The sequence below is a fragment of the Arenibacterium sp. CAU 1754 genome (genome assembly GCF_054482635.1).
Map to the genome: position 1 here is coordinate 220,181 of NZ_JBTLRG010000003.1, position 22,914 is coordinate 243,094.

Here is a 22,914-nt window from a genome sequence, read left to right on the forward strand (position 1 = left end):
CATCCCTCTAGGAGACATCCAATGTCCACCGTTGCCGTTACGGACGATACGTTCGACGCCGAAGTCAAAAATTCCGATATCCCCGTTGTGGTGGATTTCTGGGCCGAATGGTGTGGGCCCTGTAAACAGATCGGCCCAGCGCTCGAAGAGCTGGCCGCCGAATATGGCGACAAGATCAAAATCGCCAAGGTCGATGTAGACAGCAACCCGAACGCAGCCGCCGCCATGGGCGTGCGTGGCATTCCCGCGCTGTTCATCTTCAAGGACGGCCAGGTTGTCTCGAACCGCGCCGGTGCCGCCCCCAAGGCCGCACTGCAAAGCTGGATCGACGAATCGATCTGACCTTTCCCGTGTCCACGGATTGAGGGCGTCCCGACCGGGGCGCCCTTTTTCTTGCGCCCCACCGGCGGGGGCGGCCCTTGTGCCTTGGGTTGGGACGTTCCATATAGTTTCCCAACGATTGGAGGCCCCATGAGCAAACAAGATTTCCCCGGCTGGCATGGCACAACCATCATCGGTGTCAAAAAGGGTGGCGAGGTGGTCATCGCGGGCGATGGTCAGGTGTCGCTGGGCCAGACCGTGATCAAGGGCACGGCGCGCAAGGTGCGCCGCCTGTCTCCGGGGGGCTATGATGTGGTTGCCGGGTTCGCCGGATCGACCGCTGATGCCTTTACCCTGCTCGAACGGCTTGAGGCCAAGCTGGAGTCGACGCCCGGTCAACTGGCCCGCGCCAGTGTTGAGCTGGCCAAAGACTGGCGCACAGACAAATATCTTCAAAAACTTGAGGCGATGCTGATCGTTTCGGATGGTGCCGAAATTTTCGTGATCACCGGCGCGGGGGACGTTCTGGAACCCGAATATGACGTGACCGCCATCGGTTCGGGCGGAAACTATGCCCTGGCCGCGGCGCGCGGCATGATGGACAGCGACCGCAGCGCCGAACAGGTCGCGCGCGATGCCATGGCCATCGCCGCCGATATCTGCGTCTATACCAACGGAAATCTGACGGTCGAAACCATCAAGAAATAAGCGTTCTCGACCTACAAGGACCTGACATGACTGACCTGACCCCCCGCGAAATCGTGTCCGAACTGGACCGTTACATCATCGGCCAGAATGACGCGAAACGCGCCGTTGCCGTGGCGCTGCGCAACCGCTGGCGGCGCAAGCAACTGGCCGACGATCTGCGCGACGAAGTGTACCCCAAAAATATCCTGATGATCGGGCCCACCGGCGTTGGCAAAACCGAAATCAGCCGCCGTCTGGCGAAACTGGCCCGCGCGCCGTTCATCAAGGTCGAGGCGACCAAGTTCACCGAGGTCGGATATGTCGGCCGCGACGTGGAACAGATCATCCGCGATCTGGTCGATAGCGCCATCATCCAGACCCGCGAACACATGCGCGAGGACGTAAAGGCCAACGCCCGCACCGCCGCCGAAGAACGGGTGATTACCGCCATCGCCGGCGAGGATGCCCGCGAAGGGACACGCGACATGTTCCGCAAGAAACTGAAATCGGGTGAACTGGACGACACGGTTATCGAACTGGACGTGGCCGACACGTCCAACCCGATGGCGATGCTGGATATTCCGGGCCAGCCCGGCGGCAACATGGGCATGCTGAACCTGGGCGATATTTTCGGCAAGGCCATGGGCGGCCGCACCCAGCGCCGCAAGATGACCGTGGCCGAAAGCTATGACATCCTGATCGGAGAAGAGGCCGACAAACTGTTGGACGACGAAACCGTCAACCGGGCGGCATTGGAGGCCGTTGAGCAGAACGGCATCGTGTTCCTGGACGAAATCGACAAGGTGTGCGCCCGCTCCGATGCGCGCGGTGGCGATGTCAGTCGCGAGGGGGTTCAGCGCGATCTGCTGCCCCTGATCGAAGGCACCACCGTCAGCACAAAACACGGCGCGGTCAAAACCGACCATGTCCTGTTTATCGCGTCGGGCGCGTTTCACATTGCCAAACCCTCGGACCTGTTGCCGGAACTTCAGGGCCGCTTGCCCATCCGTGTCGAACTGCGCGCGCTGACCGAGCAGGATTTTGTGCGTATCCTGACCGAAACCGACAATGCCCTGACACGGCAATACACCGCCCTGATGGGAACCGAGCAGGTCACCGTCAGCTTTACAGATGACGGGATCGCGGCGCTGGCCAAGATCGCGGCCGATGTGAACCAATCGATCGAAAACATCGGGGCGCGGCGTCTTTACACTGTTATGGAGCGGGTGTTCGAGGAACTGTCCTTTACCGCGCCGGACCGGTCGGGCGAGGCAATTGTCGTGGACGCTGAGTTTGTCGATGCGAACCTTGGCGAATTGATGAAATCCGCCGACGTCAGCCGATACGTTCTCTAGCCGGGTAACCTGACGTCTGTTAAACGGGCGGAATGGTTGGGTCTGTTCGTTCTGTTCTGGTTATCTGTTTGGTGTTGCTGGCCACGGCCTGCACAAATCGCAGTTACACGCCGGTCATGCCTTCGGCCCTGAATGTGGGCAAAGAATATACTGTATTTGCAGGCACAACGCGGGCGCCCGAGACCAACGGGCACTTTGGCTATCGGCGCTCCGAAAAACTGCGCCATCTTGAACTCAAGGTGTCGATCCCGCCGACTCATACGCCGGGCAACCTGATTTTCGGCTACCGTGATCCAAACCCCTATCGGCAGTTTGTTCTGGCCGGACAGGAAGAATTCGAATCGCCCGACGGGTTCGAAGCCCGTTTGCGCAACACTCTGCAGGCCCTGCCCAAAGACGAACGGGACGTGACCGTTTTCGTCCATGGCTATAACGCAACCCAGTCCGAAACCGCGTTCCGCGCTGCGCAATTGGGCAATGACATCAAAATCCCCGGTCCGCTGGTGATCTATTCCTGGCCCAGCCGGGGCAAGGCGCTGGGCTATGCCTATGACAACGACAGCGTGCTGTTCGCGCGCGATGGGCTGGAAAAACTGCTGCGCCAGATTTCGCGCACCGGGGCCAACCGGGTCGTTCTGGTTGCGCATTCCATCGGCAGCGCGCTGACCATGGAAACCCTGCGCCAGATCGACATCAAGTCGCCCGGCTGGCCCGCCAAGGCATTGGGCGGCGTCGTCCTGATTTCACCGGATCTGGATGTCGAGGTTTTCCGCTCGCAGATGGCGCGGATCAGCAAGGTGCCGCAGCCTTTCGTGGTTTTTGTTTCGCAAAAGGACAAGGTTCTGAACCTGTCCGCCCGCCTGCGCGGCACGTTGCAACAGGATCGTCTGGGAACGATCGACAATTCCGAGCGGGTCGCGGATCTGCCGATTGAAATCTTCGACACCACAGCGTTTTCGAAAAACGCCGGATCAGGGCATTTCATTCCCGCGACGTCGCCGGCTTTGATCGCGCTGCTTTTGCGCGCCGGGTCAGTCAGCAGCACCTTTGGCGAGGAAAATATCAACCTGACCAACCTTTTGACCGGGCGGCCCTCCCCGGGCAAGGCGACCAAGACCGAACTCGTGCCCAGGGTCCGAATAAAGCGATAACCCTTGCGCCGGTCGCAAGTGTTGGGCACTTCACCACCCATGACGTTGCTGACCTTCCTGCGCCAGAATGCGCTGTGGCTGAGCGCCGGTGGATTGCTGACATTTCTGTCCAGCTTTGGCCAGACCTTCTTCATATCCATATTCGCGGGTGAAATCCGGGGCGAGTTCGGGCTGAGCCACGGGCAATGGGGCGGGATTTACACATTAGGCACCGCCGCATCAGCGGTGGTCATGGTCTGGTCCGGCGGTCTGACCGACCGGTTGCGGGTACGGGTGTTGGGGCCGATTGTGCTGATCGGCCTTTCTGCGGCATGTCTGGCGATGGCCGCCAACCATTATGCCGCGCTGTTGCCCCTGATCATCTTTGCGCTGCGGTTTTTTGGTCAGGGCATGACCAGCCACATCGCCGTCATCGCGATGAGCCGCTGGTTCATCGCCACGCGCGGCCGGGCCCTGTCGATTGCCAGTCTCGGGTTTTCCCTGGGCGAGGCCTCATTGCCGATCGCTTTTGTCTGGCTGATGACCGCCACCGATATGGGATGGCGCACGTTGTGGGTGATTGCGGCGGGTATCTGCATTCTGGGTATTCCTGTTCTGATCGCCGCCTTGCGACACGAACGGACCCCGCAAAGCATGGCGCTATCGGACAGTTCAACCGGCATGGCGGGGCGCCATTGGACGCGGCGCGAAACGCTGACCCATCCCTTGTTCTGGTTCATGGTGCCTGCCCTGCTGGGCCCGGCGGCCTTTAACACGGCATTCTTTTTCCACCAGGTGCATTTTGCCGAAATCAAGGGCTGGGCGCATGTTGATCTGGTTGCCCTGTTCCCGGTTTACACGGCCATGTCGATCACCGCGATGATCGCGGCGGGATGGGCATTGGACAAGGTCGGAACGGCCCGGCTGGTTCCGTTCAGCCAATTGCCCATGATGGCCAGCTTTCTTTTGTTCGCCTACGCAAACAGCCCCGACGCGGCCCTTTTTGCATTTGTCTTTCTGGCCATGACGACCGGCGCCAATGCCACCCTGCCCAATGCTTTCTGGGCTGAATTCTATGGCACGGCAAATATCGGATCGATCAAGGCCGTGGCCGCCGCCGTTATGGTTCTGGGTTCGGCCATCGGGCCGGGGCTGACCGGGGTCCTGATCGACATGGGCATCGGCCTTGAACATCAGTTCCTGGCAATCTCGGGCTATTTCCTGATCACAACGGCCAGCATGTACATCGGCATTTCCCGCGCGCGATGCGCTTTGCCCGCCTAGCGTGGTTTGCACAGATAGACGTAGAACGCCCCTTCGCCGCCATGGCGGATATGGGACGGCGTGATCTGCAACACCGCCTGGGCAAGGGGTGGCGTTTCCAGCCAATGGGGCACCTGCCGCCTCAGAATACCGCGCGGAGTCGGATAGAGCCGGCCATCGTCATGGCCCGATCCCTTGCCGGTGATCACCAGCACAAGCCGCTTGCCCGATGCCTGCGCGCGCAGGATGAACCGGGTCAGGGCAGGGTGCGCACGCTCCAGCGTCATACCATGCAGGTCGATCTTGCCTTCCGGCTCCAGCTTGCCGCGCGTCATCCGGCCATAGGCTTTGCGATCCATCGACACGACGTTTGCCCGGGGTCGCGGGCTGGGCGCCGGGGCCATCGCGGGCTTTTGTGCTGCCGCATTTCGGGCCTTGGGCGTTTTCGTGGGTTTTGGTTTCGGCAACGGCTTGGGTGCCGCGGGCGATGCGGGGTTCAGCCGCTCGGCCTTATCGATCACCTTGTGCCAAAGTTCGATTTCTTCTGAGGTCAGTCTGCGCCGGGTCATCAGGCCCCGTCCGGCGCCAGTGCATAGGCCCGCTGGATCGGGAACAGGACGATCATGCGACCCGGATCGCGCAGGGTGCCGGCGGCCCGGCCCGCCGCGTCGCCAGTGCCGAAAAACACATCCGCACGCTGGGCGCCCTTGATCGCCGATCCGGTATCTTGCGCGATCATCAACCGGCGCAGTGGCGCAGCGCCATCTTTTTCCAGCCAGACCGGGGCCCCCAACGGGGTATAGGACGGATCAACCGCAATACTGCGCATGGCCGTGACCGACCTGTTCATTGCGCCCAGCGGACCGTCCCCCGCCGATATGCGGCGGATTTCGCGGAAAAACACGTAGGAGGGGTTGTGGAACAACAGTTCGCGCCCGGCATCGGGATTGCGACGCACCCAGTTCTTGATCACCTGCGCGCTGACCTGATGGGCCTTGTATATGCCCTGTCGCACCAATTCGATCCCGACCGAGCGATAGGGGTGCCCGTTCGCGCCGCCATATCCGACGCGCAGAGAGGACCCGTCCGGCAGACGCACGCGGCCCGAGCCCTGGATTTGCAGGAAAAACAATTCGACCGGGTCATCAACCCAGGCAATTTCCAACCCGCGATTGTCCAGAATGCCGCTGGTCAGGATATCCCGGCGCGACAGCCACGGTTTTGACGCGCGCGCTTCGGGTGGCATTTTGTACAGTGGAAACCGGTGCTGCGGCGTCGGGTAACGCGACCCGTCCAGTTCGGGTTCGAAATACCCTGTGAACAGGGGGTCATTTCCGTCTTCAATCAGGACGGGACGAAAAAACAGCTCGAAAAACGCGCGGGCATTCTTGGCCTGGCTGGATTGGGCCACGGCACAGAGCGAGCGCCAATCCGGTTCATCCAGATCGGCGCAGGTGTTCAGAAAAACCGAAAGTGCGGCGTCGTGATCATCCTCGGGCCAGCCGTTCAGATCCGTGTAATCCAGAACCTGATAGGTGGTTTCCGCCTGTGAGCTGCCGGCGGTCATAACCAAACCCGCCAGAATGACAGCCCGCAGCGCCGCAATCATGCGTCCGTGGCAACAAGGAGCCAGTTGGGGTCGTTTTCGCCCATGGTCCGGGCAAAGGTCCAGCTGTCTTTCTGGCGTTTCACGGCCGTTGCGCTGCCTTCGATAATATCGCCACCCTTGTCACGTACCAGCGATGTCATTTCACCGACAAACCGCATGGTGATTTCCGCGCGGTTCGTTTCACGATCAAAGGACACGTCCTGAATCCGCGTTTCCCGGATACCGATGAATTCGGCCTCGATTTTCAGACCCTGATCTTCGCGGGCTGCGACAACTTCGACAAAGGCCTCGAAGACGTCGGGTGTAAGAAATGGCTCGATTTCATTCAGATTGCCACGCTCAAACCCCATGACGATCAGCTCATAGGCGCCTCGTGCGCCCTGAATGAATTCCTTGACTGAAAACGACGGTTCGATCCGTTTCATAGCGGTCAGCGCCTCAGCCTGGGGGCTGTCGGCGTCGACGTAATCAATGATGTCATGATCCGGCCCGCCTTCGATCACTTCAAAATCGGGGCGCGACGGTTTTGCCGTTGGGTTTGGCAGGGGTGGTTTTTCAAACCCGTCGCGCGTTCCCAAAACGCTTTTCAGGCGCAGGATCAGGAAAATGGCGATGCCTGCCAGCACAAGGAGCTGGATAAGGGGCTGGTTCATTTGGACCTCATATCGGACACCGGTCTTTGTAAGCGCGGCACTAAGCACTTATGTAGGTGACGCGCCCGGTCAAGTCCACCGCAAGCGCATGCGAAAGGATGGAAACGATGTATCTGCTGTTGGCCTTTGTACTGGTGCCAATTATCGAAATTGCCCTGTTCATTCAGGTCGGTGGTGCCATTGGCATGTGGCCGACGCTGGGAATTGTCGTTTTGACCGCAGTGCTGGGCACGTGGTTGGTGCGAACGCAGGGGCGGATTGCCCTGAATAACCTCAGCCGGTCGTTTTCCGAATTGAACGACCCAACCGAACCGCTGGCGCATGGGGCGATGATCCTTGTGGCCGGGGTCTTGCTGTTGACGCCGGGATTTTTTACCGATGCCGTTGGGTTTGCGTTGTTGATGCCACCCGTGCGCGTGGCTGTTTACAAATATCTCAGCACCCGCATACGCATTCAGCGGTTCGAAATGGGCACCGGACCCAGGCCACGGTCCCATCCGAACAATGGCGGCGACGTGATTGACGGCGAATACGAAGAGGTGAACCCGCAGCCCAGGCAAAATGGTCGCGCCTCGGGTTGGGTCGAAGGACCTGACCAGCATTGAGGTAGGCGGACCAAACTGGTAAGCAGCCTCAAAATCGGAATTCTTTTCAGGAGTACTGTCATGGCCGAAAATGGAGAAGCCAAAGGCGGCGAAGGACAACAGCAGCCGCAGGTTCAGATGAACATTCTGGGCCAGTTCATTCGCGATATGTCGTTTGAAAACATCATGGCGCAAAAAGGCGTCACAGGCGAAGTGAACCCGGACATCAACGTTCAGGTGAATCTGGATGCCAAAAAACGTCCGGTCGACAACCAGTACGAGGTTGTGACCAAGCTGACCATCGAATCCAAATCAAAGGAAACCAAAGACCCGCTTTTCATGCTTGAGCTGGAATATGTCGGCGTCTTCAACATCTCCGGAGTCCCGGAAGAGCAGTTGCACCCCTTCCTTCTGATCGAATGCCCGCGCATGTTGTTCCCGTTCCTGCGTCGCATCGTCAGCGACATCACACGCGACGGAGGTTATCCGCCGTTGAATCTGGAAAACATTGATTTCGTTAAGATTTATCGCGCCGAACTTGCGCGCCGTCAGGCCAGCCAAACGGCGAATGCCTGAATTATCGAAACGCGTCTGACCCGGTCAGGCGCGTTTCCACACCGCCCCATCCCCCAGCTTTTCGACAAAGACGTCATGCGCCTCTTTCTCGGCCGCGCTGATCCTCGACGGCAACGGAACGGGCCGCGGTGACGGGCGCCAAACACCGGCCGATGTCGAGGAATCGGATTTCTGTTCCGTGGCGAGGGCGAAATCAGGCTGCCGCCCGCCGATCAGCTCCAGATACACTTCGGCCAGAATTTCCGAGTCAAGCAAAGCGCCGTGCAACGTGCGCGACGAGTTGTCGATGCTGAACCGCCGGCACAGGGCATCCAGCGATGCGGGTGAGCCGGGAAACTTTTTGCGCGCGATTGCCAGCGTATCGATCGCCTGTTCCCAGGGCAGCGGGGGCAGGCTCATCCATTTCAGTTCGGCGTTCAGGAATTTCATGTCGAACGCGGCATTGTGGATCACCAGCTTGGCATCGCCGACGAAATCGCGAAAGGCCTGTCCGACCTGGGCAAACTTGGGTTTGTCGGCCAGAAACTCATCGCCCAGCCCGTGCACCTCGAACGCCTCTTGCGGCATGGAGCGTTCGGGATTGATATACTGATGATAGATCCGCCCAGTCGCCACGTGATTGTGCAGCTCGACACAACCGATTTCGACAATCCTGTCGCCCGATTCCGGATCGAACCCGGTGGTTTCAGTATCAAGAACGATTTCACGCATTGGCAATCCTGGCTCTGATGTCCGCGACGATATTCTGGACCTGTTCGCGGGCATGGTCCAGCGTGTCGGTGATGATGACGTAATCCGATTTCGCGCGTTTGTCCGCGTCGGGCATCTGTTTCGCGCGGATCATCAAAAACTGTTCGCGCGTCATGGTGCCCCGCTCAAGCACGCGGTTTTCCTGTGTTTCGGAATCGACCGATACGCAGGCAACCGCATCCATGCGCGCATCGCCGCCGGTTTCAAACAGTAGCGGGATATCAAACACCAGAATCTCCGCGGTTGCGTTGGCCTTGAACGTTTCCCGGTCCTGTCCAACCAGCGGGTGAACGATGGCCTCGATCTGCTTCAGCGCTTCGGGGGTTTCCGCGATGATCCGTTTCAAGACGCCACGATCCACGACACCGCCAACGATTGCGTCGGGAAATGCGGCGCCAATCGGGTCCACCGCCGCGCCGCCGGGGCCATACAGCCGGTGCACGGCCGCGTCCGCATCCCAGACGTCGCATCCCGCATCCGCGAACAGTTTCGCCGTGGTGCTTTTGCCCATGCCGATGGAGCCGGTCAAGCCGAGGTGAAACGTCATAGAAGAACAGCAGCGCGGGTCGCGTCATCCACGGTTGGTCGTATCCCGAACCATCGCTCGAACGCGGGAACCGCCTGATGCAACAACATGCCAAGCCCATCGACCGTTGTGCATCCGGCCTCTTCCGCCGCGCTCAGAAGGCCGGTTTTCAAAGGCGAGTACACCAGATCGGTCACCGTCATCCGGGATGTGAGCCCGTCGAGCGGCACTCGCAATTCTGGTTTTCCTGTCATGCCGAGCGATGTCGTGTTCACGACCAGAACCGCATCCTCGATGGCGTTGCCGGCCTGAACCCAGTCGATCACGCGCACGCGCCGGCCCAGATCATCCTTCAGCTTTTCCGCCCGCACACGGGTGCGGTTGGTCAGCATTATCTCGGGCACGCCCGCATCCAGAAGCGACGCAACCACCGCACGCGCCGCACCACCCGCGCCCAGAACAAGCGCCGGACCGCTTTTCGGATCCCAGTTGGGCGCCCCGGTGCGCAGGTTTTCAATGAACCCGTAACCATCTGTATTATCTGCGTGAATCTTTCCATCCTTGCGAAAGATCAGCGTATTGGCCGCCCCGATCAGGGTCGCCCGGTCGGTGATGTTGTCTGCAATGCTCATCACCGCCTCTTTATGCGGGACAGTCACGTTCACCCCGACAAACCCCATTTTTGGAAGGGTGCGAATAACCTGTTCAAGATCCTGGTGGGCCACGTCCATCGGGATGTAAAACCCCCGCAACCCAAAGCTCGCCAGCCAGTGGCGATGCAGCTGGGGCGATTTGGAATGGGCAACCGGCGATCCGATGACACCGGCCAGAGGAATCCGCATATTGGTCATTGATCTATCAAACCCCGCAACGTCAGGAAATTGAGCAGTTCTATCAGTGGCATACCCAAGACATTAAAATAGTCGCCGTCAATGCCGCTGAACAGGCGCACGCCTTCTTCTTCCAGCTTATAGGCGCCAACCGCATGGCGGATACTGTCCCAGTTGCGCGTGACATAGCCCTGCAGATACTCAGGCGAAGAGGTGCGCATGCGCAACCGGACCTGCCCGACATGGCGCCAGATCGGCTGGCCATCCTGGACGATGACCACAGCGGACAACAGCGAATGCCGCTTTCCCTGCATCTCGGTCAGTTGGGCTAGGGCCTGTTCGGGGCTTTCGGGTTTGGACAACATGCGATTTTCGAAATCAAGCACCTGATCACAGCCAATAACCATCGCGCCCGGGGTCTTGTCGCTGATCTTGCGCGCCTTCAGTTCGGCCAGCGCATCCGCAATGTCGCGTGGTTTTGCCTGTTCCGCGATCAGGGCGCGTTTCACCATGTCTTCGTCAACGCGGGCCACCTGAACATCAAACGGCACCCGCGCCTGGGTCAGAAGACGGGCGCGAATTTCAGAACCCGAAGCAAGGATCAAGGGGATAGACATGTGGATAACCAATTGAACAAGGATGTGGGTCAGGGTGCACCGTTTGTATGGGTTTCCCATCCTATGGCAAGTGCGCACAATGCGTGCCGGTTTCGGGGGTTTTGTGATCATTCTATCCAGCCGGGATAAGGATAACCTCAAACCTGGTGAAGACTGTGCGCTGGCAAAGTTCTTCCCGAGTTATCCACGGATCAATTGGGAGAAATAATCCTTTAACATATTATTAACAATATATAAAATCTTTCATCCCATAAGAACTGCAAGAACTTGTTCATGTCTCATTGGAGTGTGGACAACCCTCAGGACAGGTAAATAATCCACCGGATTGGACCTTACCTACAAAACCATCATCCTTTTCTCTTTTATATTTATTTATTAGGAAGACCGGATACCGAACCGGGGGTCACCATGACCGATTTCCTGATCACCCTTTATCCGTGGATCAAAGCGTTTCACATCATGTCCGTGATCGCATGGATGGCTGGGTTGTTTTATCTGCCAAGGCTGTTCGTCTATCACGTAGAACAGGCCGAGACAGAAGCAATGATGCCTGTCTTTGAAACAATGGAAGACAAGCTTTTGCGGGTCATCATGAATCCTGCAATGATTTCAACATGGGTCTTTGGGCTGGCACTGGTATTCACACCCGGTATCGTTGATTGGGCAATGATATGGCCCTGGACCAAGGCAGGCGCTGTCCTTGCCATGACCTGGTTTCATCATTGGCTTGGGAAACGGCGCAAGGATTTTGTGGCAGGACAAAATACCCTGACCGGGCGCCAGTTCAGGATGATGAACGAGGTTCCGACACTTTTGATGGTCATCATCGTGCTTTCCGTGGTGGTCCGGTTCTGACAGGGTTTGACTCAACAGGCCGAGTTGCATAGATAACCGATCAACGCACCCGTCCGGGTGCCGTATTTCCCGTTCAAGACTGTCTGCGCTTCTCTCAATGAAGCTGTGAAAGCTGTATCATCATGACGACTGAAACCCTGAATCTTTCCGACCTCAAAGCCAAAAGCCCCAAGGACCTGTTGTCCATGGCTGAGGAGCTTGAGATCGAAAACGCCTCGACCATGCGGAAGGGCGAGATGATGTTCCAAATCCTGCGCGAACGCGCGGATGAGGGATGGGAAATCTCGGGCGATGGTGTTCTTGAGGTGTTGCAAGACGGGTTCGGGTTTCTGCGCTCGCCCGAGGCCAACTATCTGCCTGGTCCGGACGACATTTACGTCTCACCCGAAATGATCCGCCAATATTCGTTGCGTACAGGGGATACGATTGACGGTGTCATCAAAGCGCCCGACGATACCGAGCGGTATTTCGCGCTGACGAATGTTACGCAGATCAACTTTGAAGAGCCGGAAAAGGCAAAGCACAAGATCGCCTTTGACAACCTGACGCCGCTCTATCCGGATGAGCGTCTGAAAATGGAAGTCGAGGATCCGACGATCAAGGACCGCACCGCGCGGATCATCGATCTGGTCGCACCCATCGGGAAAGGCCAGCGGTCGCTGATCGTGGCGCCGCCGCGGACCGGTAAAACCGTCATCCTGCAGAACATTGCGAACTCGATCGAAAAGAACCACCCCGAGTGTTACCTGATCGTGTTGCTGATCGACGAACGCCCCGAAGAAGTGACCGACATGCAGCGGTCGGTCAAAGGGGAGGTTGTCTCTTCGACCTTTGATGAACCGGCGACACGTCACGTGGCCGTGAGCGAAATGGTCATCGAAAAGGCCAAGCGTTTGGTCGAACATAAACGAGATGTTGTTATTCTTCTCGATTCGATCACAAGACTTGGTAGGGCATTTAACACCGTGGTCCCGTCTTCGGGTAAGGTTCTGACCGGGGGCGTTGATGCCAACGCCCTGCAACGGCCCAAGCGTTTCTTTGGTGCAGCGCGTAATATCGAAGAGGGCGGGTCGCTGACCATTATCGCCACCGCGCTGATCGATACCGGCAGTCGGATGGACGAGGTGATCTTTGAAGAATTTAAAGGCACCGGTAACTCGGAACTTGTGCTGGATCGTAAAATTGCTGACAAGCGCGTGTTCCCGGCCATCGATATTCTGAAATCCGGTACCCGGAAAGAGGACCTGCTGGTCGACAAGATTGATCTGCAGAAAACCTTTGTGCTGCGTCGTATCCTGAATCCGATGGGCACCACTGATGCCATCGAGTTCTTGATTTCCAAGCTGAAGCAGACCAAGAGCAACGCCGAGTTCTTTGATTCAATGAACACCTGAGGGTGTCACCAGACAAACGGTGCCGATCATGGACACGATCTTTGCGTTGGCCAGCGCGCCGGGCAAGGCGGGCGTCGCGGTCATCCGCATTTCCGGCCCACAGGCCAAGGCAGCAGCCCAACAGCTGAGCGGCGCGTTCCTTCCTGACCGGGGTATGACGGTGCATACCTTGACTGATGCGGCAGGCCGACGTCTGGATCAGGCGCTGATCCTGACATTTCAGGCGCCAGCCAGCTTTACCGGTGAAGAGGTCGCTGAACTGCAGGTGCATGGCAGTACGGCAGGGGTCAGTGCTGTGTTGCGGGCTTTGTCGGATATCGAAGGGTTGCGTCAGGCCGAACCGGGTGAATTTACTCGCCGGGCCCTGGAAAACGGCAAGATGGACCTTGCCCAGGTCGAAGGCCTGGCCGATTTGATCGATGCCGAGACCGAATCCCAACACCGTCAGGCCATGCGGGTGCTCTCGGGTGATCTAGGGAAACTGGCAGAGAAATGGCGTAGTGACCTGATTCGGGCCGCGTCCCTGATTGAAGCGACGATAGATTTCGCCGACGAAGATGTTCCCGTGGACGTCACGCCCGAGGTTTCCTCTCTGTTGTCCAGCGTCCGAAAAGATCTGGACAGATTATCTCAAGGCGTTGAAATCGCAGAAAGAATTCGATCTGGGTTCGAAGTGGCGATTATCGGGGAACCCAATGTCGGGAAATCGACCCTGCTGAATGCTCTCGCTGGTCGTCAGGCGGCAATCACGTCGGAATTTGCCGGAACAACGCGGGATGTGATCGAGGTCCGCATGGATTTGGGCGGGTTGGCTGTGACCCTTCTGGACACGGCCGGGATCAGAGAGACGGCGGATCAGGTGGAAACCATAGGCGTCAGCCTGGCCCGGCAGCGGGCGGAGCAAGCCGACATTCGGGTGTTTCTGGCCGAGGATATCTGCCGACTGGAGGTTGCGCGGCAGCCGGGCGATATTGTTCTGAAGCCCAAGGCGGATCTGCGCGATAATAAGAGCAATGCGATTTCGGGTGCGACCGGGGAAGGTGTCGATGGATTGATCCAGCATCTGACCGAGGAATTGTCCAACAGGTCGGCGCGGGCTGGCTTGGCCACGCGGGAACGTCATCGCAATGCGATGCAGCAGGCCAGCGAGTCACTTGTCGCGGCCGAATCGGTTCTCGCCGAAGGACCGGACATGTATGATATCGCAGCGGAAGAGATACGCCGGGCCGTCCGGGGGCTTGAATCCCTGGTGGGCCGCGTCGATGTAGAAAACCTGCTGGATGAGATCTTTGCCAGCTTTTGTCTGGGCAAGTAGGAGTGTTTCACGTGAAACATTTGGATTTTGATATTGTGGTTATCGGAGGCGGGCACGCCGGCGCCGAGGCAACCCACGCGGCGGCACGCATGGGCGCCTCCACCGCATTGATCACCCTGCGTCGGGGCGGAATTGGCGTAATGTCCTGCAATCCGGCGATTGGCGGGTTGGGAAAGGGCCATTTGGTCCGCGAAATCGATGCTCTGGATGGTGTCATGGGGCGCGTCGCGGACGCGGCGGGTATTCAATTCCGTCTTTTGAACCGCCGCAAAGGTCCGGCCGTGCAAGGCCCGCGCGCCCAGGCGGATCGCGGGATATACCGGAACGTCATGCTTGCCGAGATGGAAGCGCATGACAACATCGCGATTGTCGAAGGGGAGGTGATTGATTTCCTCCTTTCGGACGGCGCCGTATCCGGTGTTCTGCTGGACAACGGACAAGAGGTGAGGGCCAAGGCGGTCATTCTGACAACCGGCACGTTTCTGCGCGGTGTGATCCATATTGGTGATGTGTCACGTCCGGGTGGGCGCATGGGGGATAAGCCGTCGGTCAAACTTGCCGAACGGATCGATTCTTTTGGTTTGCCGTTGGGGCGGCTGAAGACCGGAACGCCGCCGCGTCTGGACGGGCGCACCATTGATTGGTCTGGCTTGGAAATGCAGTCGGGCGACGACGATCCGACGTTCTTTTCATTCCTCACGACCAAGGTTCAGGCCCGGCAAATTTCCTGCGGAATCACGCATACGAACGCCAGAACACATGAAATCATTGCACAAAACCTGTCCCGGTCGGCCATGTATGGCGGGCATATCGAGGGTATTGGACCGCGGTATTGCCCGTCGATCGAGGACAAGATCGTGCGCTTTGCCGACAAGACATCGCATCAAATCTTTCTGGAGCCTGAGGGCGCGGATGATCACACGATCTATCCCAATGGGATTTCCACGTCTTTGCCCGAAGACGTGCAAGAGGCCTATGTGCGTTCGATCGCCGGTCTGGAAAACGCGGTCATTCTGCAACCCGGCTATGCCATCGAATATGACTATGTGGATCCTCGTGCATTGACCGCCCAACTGGCGGTCAAAACGGTGCCAGGCCTATATCTTGCGGGCCAGATCAACGGCACCACAGGATATGAGGAAGCCGCAGCCCAGGGATTGGCCGCAGGTTTGAACGCGGCGTTGGCGGTCCAAGACCGGGAGCCCGTGACGTTCAGCCGGGCAAACAGCTACATCGGTGTGATGATCGACGATCTGATCACCCGGGGCGTCGCCGAACCCTATCGGATGTTTACGTCCCGGGCTGAATTCCGGCTGTCCTTGCGCGCAGACAATGCCGATCAACGATTGACGCCACTGGGAATCGAGCTTGGCTGTGTTGGGAAAGAGCGCGCTGCCGCGTTTTCAGACAAGTTGGCGCGCCTAGAGGGTGCCAAGAAATTGCTTACGGGAACGACTTATACCCCGAAACAGGTGGCTAGTGCGGGAATCAAGGTCAATCAAGATGGAAATCGGCGGACGGGGATTGAGGTTCTGGCGTTTCCGGACGTCACGGTTGAAACCCTTATCCCTCTGGTGCCGGAATTGAACGAGGTTGACCAGGAATCCCGACGCCAGGTCGAGCGGGACGCGATGTATGCGAGTTACATCACGCGCCAACAAAAGGACGTCGAAGCGGTCAAACGTGATGAAAATCATGCGATTCCGCTGGATTTCGACTTTTCCGCCATCGAAGGTCTGTCAAACGAGCTTAAACACAAGCTGGCTCAGACGCGGCCAGGGAATCTGGCACAGGCAGGCCGGATTGACGGTATGACGCCCTCGGCGCTGGCCTTGATCCTGTTCCACCTGCGGCGCGATACCGCCGCGCGCCGCGCATGACCGAGGATCTTTTGAGCGGCCTGAATGTTTCACGTGAAACATTGGCCCGGCTTGAAACCTATGCCGCCCTTTTGCAAAAGTGGAATCCGCGTATCAATCTGGTGTCGAGGAACAGTCTTGCGGACCTATGGACACGTCATATCGTTGATTCCGTGCAGGTTTTTCGCGTTGGGCCGGTAACAGACCATTGGGTGGACCTGGGCAGTGGCGGAGGGTTTCCCGGACTGGTCGTTGCGATCCTGGCCGCCGAGGAAATGCCATCCTGCGGTGTGACATTGATTGAAAGCGATCAAAGAAAATCGGCCTTTCTGCGCACGGTCGCGCGGGAAACCGGGGTGTTGTGTACGGTCCTGTCTGAACGGATCGAGTCGGCGCCGCCGCAACAGGCCGGTGTTCTTTCAGCGCGCGCCTTGGCCGATCTGAACACTTTGCTGTCCTATGCAGAACGCCATCTTGCGCCGGGCGGCACTGCTCTTTTTCCCAAGGGCGTCAGCTGGGAAAAAGAAGTTGAAGAGGCAAGAGTTCAATGGTCTTTTGATCTTGACCCCATTACAAGTTTGACAGAACCCGGAGCGGCCATTTTGAAAGTCGAAGGAGTGTCGCGTGTCTGACCTTTCACGCCCGCAAGGGCCCCGGATTATCGCGATTGCAAACCAAAAGGGTGGCGTAGGGAAAACCACAACGGCCATCAATCTGGCTGCGGCGTTGGTTGAAACCGGCAGCCGCGTTCTCGTGGTTGATCTCGACCCGCAGGGGAACGCATCAACCGGCCTCGGGATCGAGCGGGATGACCGTGAATTCACGACATATGATCTGTTGATCGACGATGCGCCGCTTTCGGATGTCATCCACCACACCGATTTCGAAGGGCTCAGCATCGTACCGGCGAATGTTGACCTGAGTTCCGCGGATATTGAGCTGATTTCCAACGAAAAGCGCAGCTTTCTGTTGCACGATGCGCTACGCCAGGTCGCAATGGACACGTATCATTGGGATTACATCCTGATCGATTGCCCGCCGTCGCTGAACATTCTGACAGTAAATGCGATGGTTGCCGCCCATGCGGTGCTGGTTCCGCTGCAAAGCGAATTCTTTGCACTCGAGGGATTGTCACAGCTGATGTTGACCGTCCGTGAGGTCCGCCAGACCGCGAATCCGAATTTGAGAATCGAAGGTGTTGTGCTTACCATGTATGATAAACGCAATAACTTGTCCCAGCAGGTGGAACAGGACGCGCGCGACAATTTGGGGGATCTGGTTTTTCAAACTGTCATTCCCCGAAATGTCCGGGTGAGTGAGGCGCCATCCTATGCAATCCCAGTGCTGAGTTATGATCCGAAATCGCAAGGGGCACAGGCCTATCGCGCCCTGGCGCGCGAACTGCGGAACAAACATAACAAAATGGCGGCTTGATCGCCAAGAAGGAGGACATCGTGTCAGGCAAAAAGACAAAACCCCGTGGTCTGGGTCGCGGCTTGTCGGCTTTAATGGCGGATGTTTCTGCCGATTCCGCGCCGGCGCCTTCCGGCGAACCGCGCCGTTCAGAATTGACTGTCCCGATCGAGCGTCTGGTCGCCAACCCGAAACAGCCGCGCCGGCAATTCACTAAGGATGCGCTGGATGATCTGGCCGCCTCGATCAAGGAAAAGGGGATTCTCCAGCCGTTGATCGTGCGCGATATCGGGGGTGGAAAATACGAAATCGTTGCAGGCGAACGCCGTTGGCGGGCCGCCCAAATGGCGCAGCTTCACGAGGTACCGGTTCTGGTGCGTGACTTTGACGATGTCGAGGTTTTGGAAGTCGCGATCATCGAAAACATCCAGCGCGCTGACCTGAACGCCATCGAAGAAGCGGCCGGATATCGCCAGCTGATGGAAAATTTCGGGCACACGCAGGAAAAACTGGCCGAGGCCCTGGGCAAAAGCCGGAGCCATATCGCGAACCTGATGCGGCTGTTGTCATTGCCCGAAGATGTGCAGGATTTCCTGCGGGACGGAAAACTTTCCGCCGGACATGCGCGTGCCCTGATCACTGCCGACAACCCGTCCGATCTGGCCCGGATGATCATCAAGGGCGGCCTGTCCGTTCGCGCCACCGAAGCGTTGGTCAAAAAGGGCGCAGGGACACCCTCCAAGTCGTCACCGTCGGCAAAAGCAGCCCGCCACGAAAAAGACGCGGATACCCGCGCTTTAGAGGGGGATCTTGCCGCGAATCTGGGGATGAAAGTATCGCTGAACCACGAACCGGGCGGAGAACGGGGTCAGTTGACGATCCGTTATGAAACGCTGGAACAGCTGGACAATCTGTGCGCTTTGCTGAGCAATAGTTAAGCCGTCAAAAACTCGCAAATAACGGCGTTTAGAACCATAAGTCCTTGATTTGTAACGGTTATATTTGATCCACTATCCTGGATCATACCCAGTTCCGACAGTTTTGTCCGCGCCGCCGGGTCAAGCGGGCGTTGGGCCATGCTCTCATAACGCGATACATCAATTCCATCGCGTATCCGCAGACCCATCATCAGGTATTCTTCGGCCCGTTCGATCCCGGACAGGGCCGTGCGTTCTGTTTCGGCTGCTCCGGTTTTGACGCGATCCAGCCATGCCATGGGATTTCGGATGCTTTCGACCGCATAACGGTCATCCCGGATCGTCAACCGGCCATGAGCCCCGGGGCCAATGCCGGCATAGTCGCCGTATCGCCAGTAGATCAGGTTATGACGGGATTCCGCGCCGGGGCGGGCGTGGTTGGAAACCTCATAGGCGGGCAGGCCATGCGCCTGGCAAATTTCCTGCGTTACCAGATACATATCAGCCGAACTGTCATCATTGGGCAAACCGCGCAGCTTTCCGGCGGCATATCTGTCGCCAAAGGCGGTGCCGTCTTCGATGGTCAGCTGATATAGCGACAGATGATCGACGGACATGGCCAGCGCCTCGGTCAATTCGGTGCGCCAGGCGCCGATGGTCTGGTCCTGACGGGCATAGATCAAATCAAAACTGACCCGGTCAAAACAATTCCGCGCCACGTCAAAGGCAGCGCGCGCTTCGGCCACGGTGTGGATTCGACCCAAACGTTTGAGATCAGCGTCGTTCAGGGACTGAATCCCCATGGAAACCCTGTTTACCCCTGCGTCGCGATATCCGGCAAAACGGCCCGCTTCGACCGAACCTGGGTTCGCCTCAAGCGTGATTTCAATGTCATTGGCAAAGGCCCAGTGCCCGCGCGCGGTTTCAATGACTCGCGCGACAGTGTCGGGGTCCATGAGGCTAGGCGTGCCACCACCAAAAAAGATGGAATTCAGAACGCGACCCGGCAGTTCGCTGGCAACGCGCTCCAGCTCGGTCACATAGGCGTCAGCCCAGGCTGCGTGATTGATGCGGCGCGCAACGTGGCTGTTGAAATCACAATAGGGGCACTTTGCCTCGCAAAATGGCCAGTGGACATAGAGCCCGAACCCGCCATTTCGCCAATCCTCACTCAAAACAGTCTGCGATCAGCCTGGCCACGGCTTTGGCCCGGTGGCTGATCTTGTTCTTTTCCGTAGGATCCATTTCGCCAAAAGTAATGTCATACCCGTCCGGCACGAAAATCGGATCGTAGCCATGACCCTCGCGGCCCCGCATAGGCCAGACGACGTGACCGGGCATCACACCCGGAAACACCTCGTCATGGCCATCGGGCCAGGCCAGCACCAATGTGCAACAAAACCGCGCGCTGCGTGGGTGAGAGGCGTTGATTGCCTCAAGTTCGCGGTGCGTACGTTCCATTGCCATGACGAAATCGCGCCCGTTGGGCGTTTCGGCCCAATCGGCAGTATAGACACCGGGCGCGCCGTTCAGCGCGTCGATTTCAATCCCGGAATCATCTGACAAGGCAGGCAGACCGGTGGCCTTGGCCGCGGCATGGGCCTTGATCCGAGCATTTCCGACGAAGTTATCCTCGGTTTCCTCGGGCTCGGGCAGATCCATGTCCGCCGCACCCACAACAGCGACACCGAAAGGGGCAAGCAATTGCTCCATTTCTTCAAGTTTGCCCTTGTTATGCGTCGCAATCAGCAACCGATCGCCCGAGAATTTGCGTGTCATACAGCCGCCTGTTTTTGCGCATCGACCAGTTCATTGACGCCTTTTTGTGCAAGATCCATCAGCTGATCCATCTGATCGCGGGAAAATACCGACCCTTCCGCCGACATTTGCACTTCGATCAGTTTACCTGTCCCGGTCATGATAAAATTTCCATCAACGCCGGCTTCGCTGTCTTCGGGATAATCGAGATCAAGAACCGGCTGGCCCGCGTAAATGCCACAGCTGACAGCAGCAACCGGATCGACCAGCGGATCGCTGATCACGTCCCCGGCTTTCATCAGCTTGTTCACGGCCAGGCGCAGGGCAACCCATCCGCCGGTGATCGACGCACACCGGGTCCCGCCATCGGCCTGCAGCACATCACAATCGACGGTGATCTGGCGTTCGCCCAACGCGACCCTATCAACACCGGCCCGCAAGGCGCGGCCGATAAGCCGTTGAATTTCCACGGTCCGGCCGCCTTGCTTACCGGCGGCTGCCTCGCGGCGCATGCGGGTATTGGTGGCGCGCGGCAGCATGCCGTATTCGGCCGTCACCCACCCGAGGCCCGATCCCTTGATGAACGGAGGAACCCGCTCTTCAATGGTTGCCGTACACAGAACATGGGTTTCGCCCACTTTGATCAGGCACGACCCTTCTGCATGTTTTGTAAATCCCGTCTCTATTGAAACAGGGCGCATTTCGCTTAACTCTCGTCCAGAAGGTCGCATGTAAGTTCCTTTTTTCTATCGCGCCGGGATACCGTCCTGTGGACATGCGATGCAACCCCGATTGACCTTTGTGCAATGTGGTCATTAACTAAGCGCTGGCCAAGAGTAAGCAATGACGGACGCAACGAAAATTCTGGAAGAAATGAACGATCGCTCGCGCGAGGTGTTCAGATCTGTTGTCGAGGCGTATCTCGCCAGCGGCGATCCCGTCGGCAGCCGCACATTGACCCGCACACTCAGCGAAAAGGTCAGCGCGGCAACCGTGCGGAACGTCATGCAGGACCTGGAATACCTTGGTCTGCTGGACAGTCCCCATGTCAGCGCCGGACGGATCCCCACGCAGCTGGGGCTGCGGATGTTTGTCGATGGCCTGCTGGAAATCGGTGATCTTGACGACACTGACCGGCGCAAGATCGACGCCACATTAGACAGCAATTCCAAGGACATGAGCGGTATTCTCGATCGGGTCGGATCGGCATTGTCGGGTGTGACCCAGGGCGCATCGCTTGTCTTGACCCCCAAACACGAAGCCGCCATTCGCCATATTGAGTTTGTATCGCTCAGCCATGTGCAGGCGCTTGTGGTTCTGGTGTTTTCCGACGGGCATGTCGAAAACCGCCTGTTTACCCCGCCGCCCGGCCAGACGCCCAGTTCGATGCGCGAGGCGGCGAACTTTCTGAATGCGCTGATCGAGGGCAAAACCCTGGGTGAGGCGCGCAAGTTCATCCAAAAGGAAATCGCAAACCGCCGTCAGGAACTGGACCAGCTGGCCAGCGAAATGGTGGAAAGCGGACTTGCCGTGTGGGACGGTGAAGGAGAGGATTCCGAGCGTCTGATTGTCCGCGGACGGGCGAATCTGTTGGCCGATGGCGATCAACAGCAGGAGCTGGACCGCATCCGCAACCTGTTTGATGACCTCGAACGCAAACGCGATATTGCCGATTTCCTAGAATTGACCGAAGACGGCGACGGCGTGCGCATTTTTATTGGCTCTGAGAACAAACTTTTCTCACTTTCGGGTTCCTCTCTGGTGGTGTCTCCCTATATGAACGCAGACCGTAAGATCATTGGTGCGGTCGGCGTGATTGGTCCGACCCGCCTGAATTACGGTCGGATCGTGCCGATTGTCGACTACACGGCACAGCTGGTGGGACGGCTGATTTCCGACCGGAGTTAGAGGTGAAAGATGGCAGACCCCAAGAACGAAGACTTTCTCGACGATATTTCTGACGCCGAAGCCCAGGAGTTGGCAGATGATATGGCCGAAATCGACCCGGAAGAAGCGGAACTTGACGCTTTGCGCGCCGAGCGGGATGAATTTAAAGACCGGTTCATGCGGGCACTGGCGGATGCGGAAAACTCGCGCAAGCGATCCGAGAAGGATCGCCGCGAAGCCGAGCAATATGGCGGTTCGAAACTGGCCCGAGACATGCTGCCGGTTTACGACAACATGAAGCGCGCAATCGAGGCCGCAACCGACGAACAGAAAGCGGTGTCCGCCGCCCTGATCGAAGGTGTCGAACTGACCATGCGCGAACTCAGCAACGTGTTTTCAAAGCACGGGATTCAGATCATCGCGCCCGAAGTTGGCGATGTTTTCGACCCTCAACTGCATCAGGCCATGTTCGAGGCCCCGGTGCCTGGAACCAAGGCCGGCGAAATCATTCAGGTCGCGGCCGAAGGGTTCATGCTGCACGATCGTTTGCTGCGCCCGGCGCAGGTTGGCGTGTCCTCCACACCGGCCAGCTGATCGCGCGCAACCAGACACACC

The 22,914-nt window shown here is 58.2% G+C and carries 26 protein-coding genes; 16 read left to right on the top strand and 10 right to left on the bottom strand.

Annotation, left to right across the window (positions count from 1 at the left end):
• The first annotated feature begins 21 nt into the window (after positions 1-21).
• The 5 genes from trxA (at position 22) to ACXYMO_RS13780 (ending at position 4,777) form a co-directional block, all read left to right on the top strand.
• The gene (trxA, locus tag ACXYMO_RS13760; RefSeq protein WP_170444806.1) at positions 22-342 is read left to right on the top strand and encodes a thioredoxin; all 321 of its coding nucleotides are present in this window, start codon (positions 22-24) and stop codon (positions 340-342) included.
• Between the two features lie 129 nt (positions 343-471).
• Positions 472-1,029, top strand: coding sequence for an ATP-dependent protease subunit HslV (gene hslV / locus ACXYMO_RS13765; protein WP_458879290.1), 558 nt, complete (start codon positions 472-474; stop codon positions 1,027-1,029).
• A gap of 26 nt (positions 1,030-1,055) precedes the next feature.
• The gene (gene hslU, locus ACXYMO_RS13770) at positions 1,056-2,363 is read left to right on the top strand and encodes an ATP-dependent protease ATPase subunit HslU (RefSeq protein ID WP_458879291.1); all 1,308 of its coding nucleotides are present in this window, start codon (positions 1,056-1,058) and stop codon (positions 2,361-2,363) included.
• Positions 2,364-2,395: 32 nt separating this feature from the next.
• Positions 2,396-3,514: an alpha/beta hydrolase gene (locus tag ACXYMO_RS13775; protein WP_458879292.1), complete on the top strand. Its 1,119-nt coding sequence runs from the start codon at positions 2,396-2,398 to the stop codon at positions 3,512-3,514.
• A gap of 39 nt (positions 3,515-3,553) precedes the next feature.
• Positions 3,554-4,777: an MFS transporter gene (locus tag ACXYMO_RS13780; protein ID WP_458879293.1), complete on the top strand. Its 1,224-nt coding sequence runs from the start codon at positions 3,554-3,556 to the stop codon at positions 4,775-4,777.
• Here ACXYMO_RS13780 and ACXYMO_RS13785 read toward each other — a convergent pair.
• The 3 genes from ACXYMO_RS13785 to ACXYMO_RS13795 are packed head-to-tail and all read right to left on the bottom strand — an operon-like array spanning position 4,774 to position 7,018.
• On the bottom strand, positions 4,774-5,325 hold the full coding sequence (locus ACXYMO_RS13785) for a Smr/MutS family protein (protein ID WP_458879295.1): 552 nt from the start codon (positions 5,323-5,325) through the stop codon (positions 4,774-4,776). The two genes, ACXYMO_RS13780 and ACXYMO_RS13785, sit on opposite strands and share 4 nt — an antisense overlap.
• The gene (gene mltA / locus ACXYMO_RS13790; RefSeq protein ID WP_458879296.1) at positions 5,325-6,365 is read right to left on the bottom strand and encodes a murein transglycosylase A; all 1,041 of its coding nucleotides are present in this window, start codon (positions 6,363-6,365) and stop codon (positions 5,325-5,327) included. Before mltA ends, ACXYMO_RS13785 begins: the two co-directional genes overlap by 1 nt.
• On the bottom strand, positions 6,362-7,018 hold the full coding sequence (locus ACXYMO_RS13795; protein ID WP_458879297.1) for a Tim44/TimA family putative adaptor protein: 657 nt from the start codon (positions 7,016-7,018) through the stop codon (positions 6,362-6,364). Before ACXYMO_RS13795 ends, mltA begins: the two co-directional genes overlap by 4 nt.
• A gap of 107 nt (positions 7,019-7,125) precedes the next feature.
• Here ACXYMO_RS13795 and ACXYMO_RS13800 point away from each other — a divergent pair, with 107 nt between their 5' ends.
• The gene (locus ACXYMO_RS13800; protein ID WP_458879298.1) at positions 7,126-7,623 is read left to right on the top strand and encodes an FxsA family protein; all 498 of its coding nucleotides are present in this window, start codon (positions 7,126-7,128) and stop codon (positions 7,621-7,623) included.
• 60 nt (positions 7,624-7,683) lie between these two features.
• Entirely contained in the window at positions 7,684-8,178 is a 495-nt protein-coding gene (gene secB / locus ACXYMO_RS13805) for a protein-export chaperone SecB (protein ID WP_458879299.1), read from the top strand.
• A gap of 24 nt (positions 8,179-8,202) precedes the next feature.
• Here secB and dnaQ read toward each other — a convergent pair whose 3' ends face one another.
• The 4 genes from dnaQ to ACXYMO_RS13825 are packed head-to-tail and all read right to left on the bottom strand — an operon-like array spanning position 8,203 to position 10,901.
• Positions 8,203-8,889, bottom strand: a complete 687-nt coding sequence (dnaQ, locus tag ACXYMO_RS13810) for a DNA polymerase III subunit epsilon (RefSeq protein WP_458879300.1) — start codon at positions 8,887-8,889, stop codon at positions 8,203-8,205.
• Positions 8,882-9,475, bottom strand: a complete 594-nt coding sequence (gene coaE / locus ACXYMO_RS13815) for a dephospho-CoA kinase (RefSeq protein ID WP_458879301.1) — start codon at positions 9,473-9,475, stop codon at positions 8,882-8,884. Before coaE ends, dnaQ begins: the two co-directional genes overlap by 8 nt.
• Positions 9,472-10,305 (bottom strand): shikimate dehydrogenase, encoded by an 834-nt coding sequence (locus tag ACXYMO_RS13820; RefSeq protein WP_458879302.1) that lies wholly within the window; start codon positions 10,303-10,305, stop codon positions 9,472-9,474. The genes coaE and ACXYMO_RS13820 overlap by 4 nt, the downstream gene beginning before the upstream one ends.
• Positions 10,302-10,901, bottom strand: coding sequence for a Maf family protein (locus tag ACXYMO_RS13825; RefSeq protein ID WP_458879303.1), 600 nt, complete (start codon positions 10,899-10,901; stop codon positions 10,302-10,304). Before ACXYMO_RS13825 ends, ACXYMO_RS13820 begins: the two co-directional genes overlap by 4 nt.
• Before the next feature lie 408 nt (positions 10,902-11,309).
• On the opposite strand from ACXYMO_RS13825, the gene hemJ reads away from it, so the two are divergent.
• The 7 genes from hemJ to ACXYMO_RS13860 all read left to right on the top strand — a co-directional run bounded on the left by hemJ (position 11,310) and on the right by ACXYMO_RS13860 (position 18,675).
• Positions 11,310-11,756, top strand: coding sequence for a protoporphyrinogen oxidase HemJ (gene hemJ, locus ACXYMO_RS13830; protein WP_458879304.1), 447 nt, complete (start codon positions 11,310-11,312; stop codon positions 11,754-11,756).
• Between the two features lie 122 nt (positions 11,757-11,878).
• Positions 11,879-13,150: a transcription termination factor Rho gene (gene rho, locus ACXYMO_RS13835; protein ID WP_458879305.1), complete on the top strand. Its 1,272-nt coding sequence runs from the start codon at positions 11,879-11,881 to the stop codon at positions 13,148-13,150.
• Positions 13,151-13,178: 28 nt separating this feature from the next.
• Entirely contained in the window at positions 13,179-14,465 is a 1,287-nt protein-coding gene (gene mnmE / locus ACXYMO_RS13840; protein ID WP_458879306.1) for a tRNA uridine-5-carboxymethylaminomethyl(34) synthesis GTPase MnmE, read from the top strand.
• Positions 14,466-14,476: 11 nt separating this feature from the next.
• Positions 14,477-16,345 (top strand): tRNA uridine-5-carboxymethylaminomethyl(34) synthesis enzyme MnmG, encoded by a 1,869-nt coding sequence (mnmG, locus tag ACXYMO_RS13845; protein ID WP_458879307.1) that lies wholly within the window; start codon positions 14,477-14,479, stop codon positions 16,343-16,345.
• Entirely contained in the window at positions 16,342-16,956 is a 615-nt protein-coding gene (rsmG, locus tag ACXYMO_RS13850) for a 16S rRNA (guanine(527)-N(7))-methyltransferase RsmG (protein WP_458879308.1), read from the top strand. Before mnmG ends, rsmG begins: the two co-directional genes overlap by 4 nt.
• Positions 16,949-17,758: a ParA family protein gene (locus tag ACXYMO_RS13855; protein WP_458879309.1), complete on the top strand. Its 810-nt coding sequence runs from the start codon at positions 16,949-16,951 to the stop codon at positions 17,756-17,758. Before rsmG ends, ACXYMO_RS13855 begins: the two co-directional genes overlap by 8 nt.
• A 20-nt stretch (positions 17,759-17,778) precedes the next feature.
• Positions 17,779-18,675 carry a ParB/RepB/Spo0J family partition protein gene (locus tag ACXYMO_RS13860; RefSeq protein WP_458879310.1) on the top strand — a complete coding sequence of 299 codons (897 nt, stop codon included), beginning with the start codon at positions 17,779-17,781 and terminating at the stop codon, positions 18,673-18,675.
• Here ACXYMO_RS13860 and hemW read toward each other — a convergent pair.
• The 3 genes from hemW to rph are packed head-to-tail and all read right to left on the bottom strand — an operon-like array spanning position 18,672 to position 21,143.
• Positions 18,672-19,829 carry a radical SAM family heme chaperone HemW gene (gene hemW / locus ACXYMO_RS13865; protein WP_458879311.1) on the bottom strand — a complete coding sequence of 386 codons (1,158 nt, stop codon included), beginning with the start codon at positions 19,827-19,829 and terminating at the stop codon, positions 18,672-18,674. The genes ACXYMO_RS13860 and hemW overlap by 4 nt on opposite strands.
• The gene (gene rdgB / locus ACXYMO_RS13870) at positions 19,822-20,433 is read right to left on the bottom strand and encodes an RdgB/HAM1 family non-canonical purine NTP pyrophosphatase (protein ID WP_458879312.1); all 612 of its coding nucleotides are present in this window, start codon (positions 20,431-20,433) and stop codon (positions 19,822-19,824) included. The genes hemW and rdgB overlap by 8 nt, the downstream gene beginning before the upstream one ends.
• Complete coding sequence (gene rph, locus ACXYMO_RS13875) at positions 20,430-21,143, bottom strand: ribonuclease PH (RefSeq protein WP_458879313.1); 714 nt, start codon at positions 21,141-21,143, stop codon at positions 20,430-20,432. The genes rdgB and rph overlap by 4 nt, the downstream gene beginning before the upstream one ends.
• A 112-nt stretch (positions 21,144-21,255) precedes the next feature.
• On the opposite strand from rph, the gene hrcA reads away from it, so the two are divergent.
• Positions 21,256-22,320 (top strand): heat-inducible transcriptional repressor HrcA, encoded by a 1,065-nt coding sequence (gene hrcA / locus ACXYMO_RS13880; protein WP_458879314.1) that lies wholly within the window; start codon positions 21,256-21,258, stop codon positions 22,318-22,320.
• Between the two features lie 9 nt (positions 22,321-22,329).
• Positions 22,330-22,893 carry a nucleotide exchange factor GrpE gene (locus ACXYMO_RS13885; RefSeq protein WP_458879315.1) on the top strand — a complete coding sequence of 188 codons (564 nt, stop codon included), beginning with the start codon at positions 22,330-22,332 and terminating at the stop codon, positions 22,891-22,893.
• The last annotated feature ends 21 nt before the right edge of the window (positions 22,894-22,914 follow it).

What these genes read in the sequence shown, in the direction of transcription:
- ACXYMO_RS13800 (WP_458879298.1), top strand. Translation starts at nt 7,126, where the DNA reads ATGTATCTGCTGTTGGCCTTTGTACTGGTGCCAATTATCGAAATTGCC.
- rph (WP_458879313.1), bottom strand. Translation starts at nt 21,143, where the DNA reads ATGCGACCTTCTGGACGAGAGTTAAGCGAAATGCGCCCTGTTTCAATA.
- secB (WP_458879299.1), top strand. Translation starts at nt 7,684, where the DNA reads ATGGCCGAAAATGGAGAAGCCAAAGGCGGCGAAGGACAACAGCAGCCG.
- ACXYMO_RS13825 (WP_458879303.1), bottom strand. Translation starts at nt 10,901, where the DNA reads ATGTCTATCCCCTTGATCCTTGCTTCGGGTTCTGAAATTCGCGCCCGT.
- ACXYMO_RS13795 (WP_458879297.1), bottom strand. Translation starts at nt 7,018, where the DNA reads ATGAACCAGCCCCTTATCCAGCTCCTTGTGCTGGCAGGCATCGCCATT.
- hslV (WP_458879290.1), top strand. Translation starts at nt 472, where the DNA reads ATGAGCAAACAAGATTTCCCCGGCTGGCATGGCACAACCATCATCGGT.
- rho (WP_458879305.1), top strand. Translation starts at nt 11,879, where the DNA reads ATGACGACTGAAACCCTGAATCTTTCCGACCTCAAAGCCAAAAGCCCC.
- ACXYMO_RS13775 (WP_458879292.1), top strand. Translation starts at nt 2,396, where the DNA reads ATGGTTGGGTCTGTTCGTTCTGTTCTGGTTATCTGTTTGGTGTTGCTG.
- hemJ (WP_458879304.1), top strand. Translation starts at nt 11,310, where the DNA reads ATGACCGATTTCCTGATCACCCTTTATCCGTGGATCAAAGCGTTTCAC.
- hrcA (WP_458879314.1), top strand. Translation starts at nt 21,256, where the DNA reads ATGACGGACGCAACGAAAATTCTGGAAGAAATGAACGATCGCTCGCGC.
- rsmG (WP_458879308.1), top strand. Translation starts at nt 16,342, where the DNA reads ATGACCGAGGATCTTTTGAGCGGCCTGAATGTTTCACGTGAAACATTG.
- hslU (WP_458879291.1), top strand. Translation starts at nt 1,056, where the DNA reads ATGACTGACCTGACCCCCCGCGAAATCGTGTCCGAACTGGACCGTTAC.
- mltA (WP_458879296.1), bottom strand. Translation starts at nt 6,365, where the DNA reads ATGATTGCGGCGCTGCGGGCTGTCATTCTGGCGGGTTTGGTTATGACC.
- rdgB (WP_458879312.1), bottom strand. Translation starts at nt 20,433, where the DNA reads ATGACACGCAAATTCTCGGGCGATCGGTTGCTGATTGCGACGCATAAC.
- coaE (WP_458879301.1), bottom strand. Translation starts at nt 9,475, where the DNA reads ATGACGTTTCACCTCGGCTTGACCGGCTCCATCGGCATGGGCAAAAGC.
- ACXYMO_RS13780 (WP_458879293.1), top strand. Translation starts at nt 3,554, where the DNA reads ATGACGTTGCTGACCTTCCTGCGCCAGAATGCGCTGTGGCTGAGCGCC.
- trxA (WP_170444806.1), top strand. Translation starts at nt 22, where the DNA reads ATGTCCACCGTTGCCGTTACGGACGATACGTTCGACGCCGAAGTCAAA.
- ACXYMO_RS13820 (WP_458879302.1), bottom strand. Translation starts at nt 10,305, where the DNA reads ATGACCAATATGCGGATTCCTCTGGCCGGTGTCATCGGATCGCCGGTT.
- dnaQ (WP_458879300.1), bottom strand. Translation starts at nt 8,889, where the DNA reads ATGCGTGAAATCGTTCTTGATACTGAAACCACCGGGTTCGATCCGGAA.
- mnmE (WP_458879306.1), top strand. Translation starts at nt 13,179, where the DNA reads ATGGACACGATCTTTGCGTTGGCCAGCGCGCCGGGCAAGGCGGGCGTC.
- ACXYMO_RS13885 (WP_458879315.1), top strand. Translation starts at nt 22,330, where the DNA reads ATGGCAGACCCCAAGAACGAAGACTTTCTCGACGATATTTCTGACGCC.
- ACXYMO_RS13785 (WP_458879295.1), bottom strand. Translation starts at nt 5,325, where the DNA reads ATGACCCGGCGCAGACTGACCTCAGAAGAAATCGAACTTTGGCACAAG.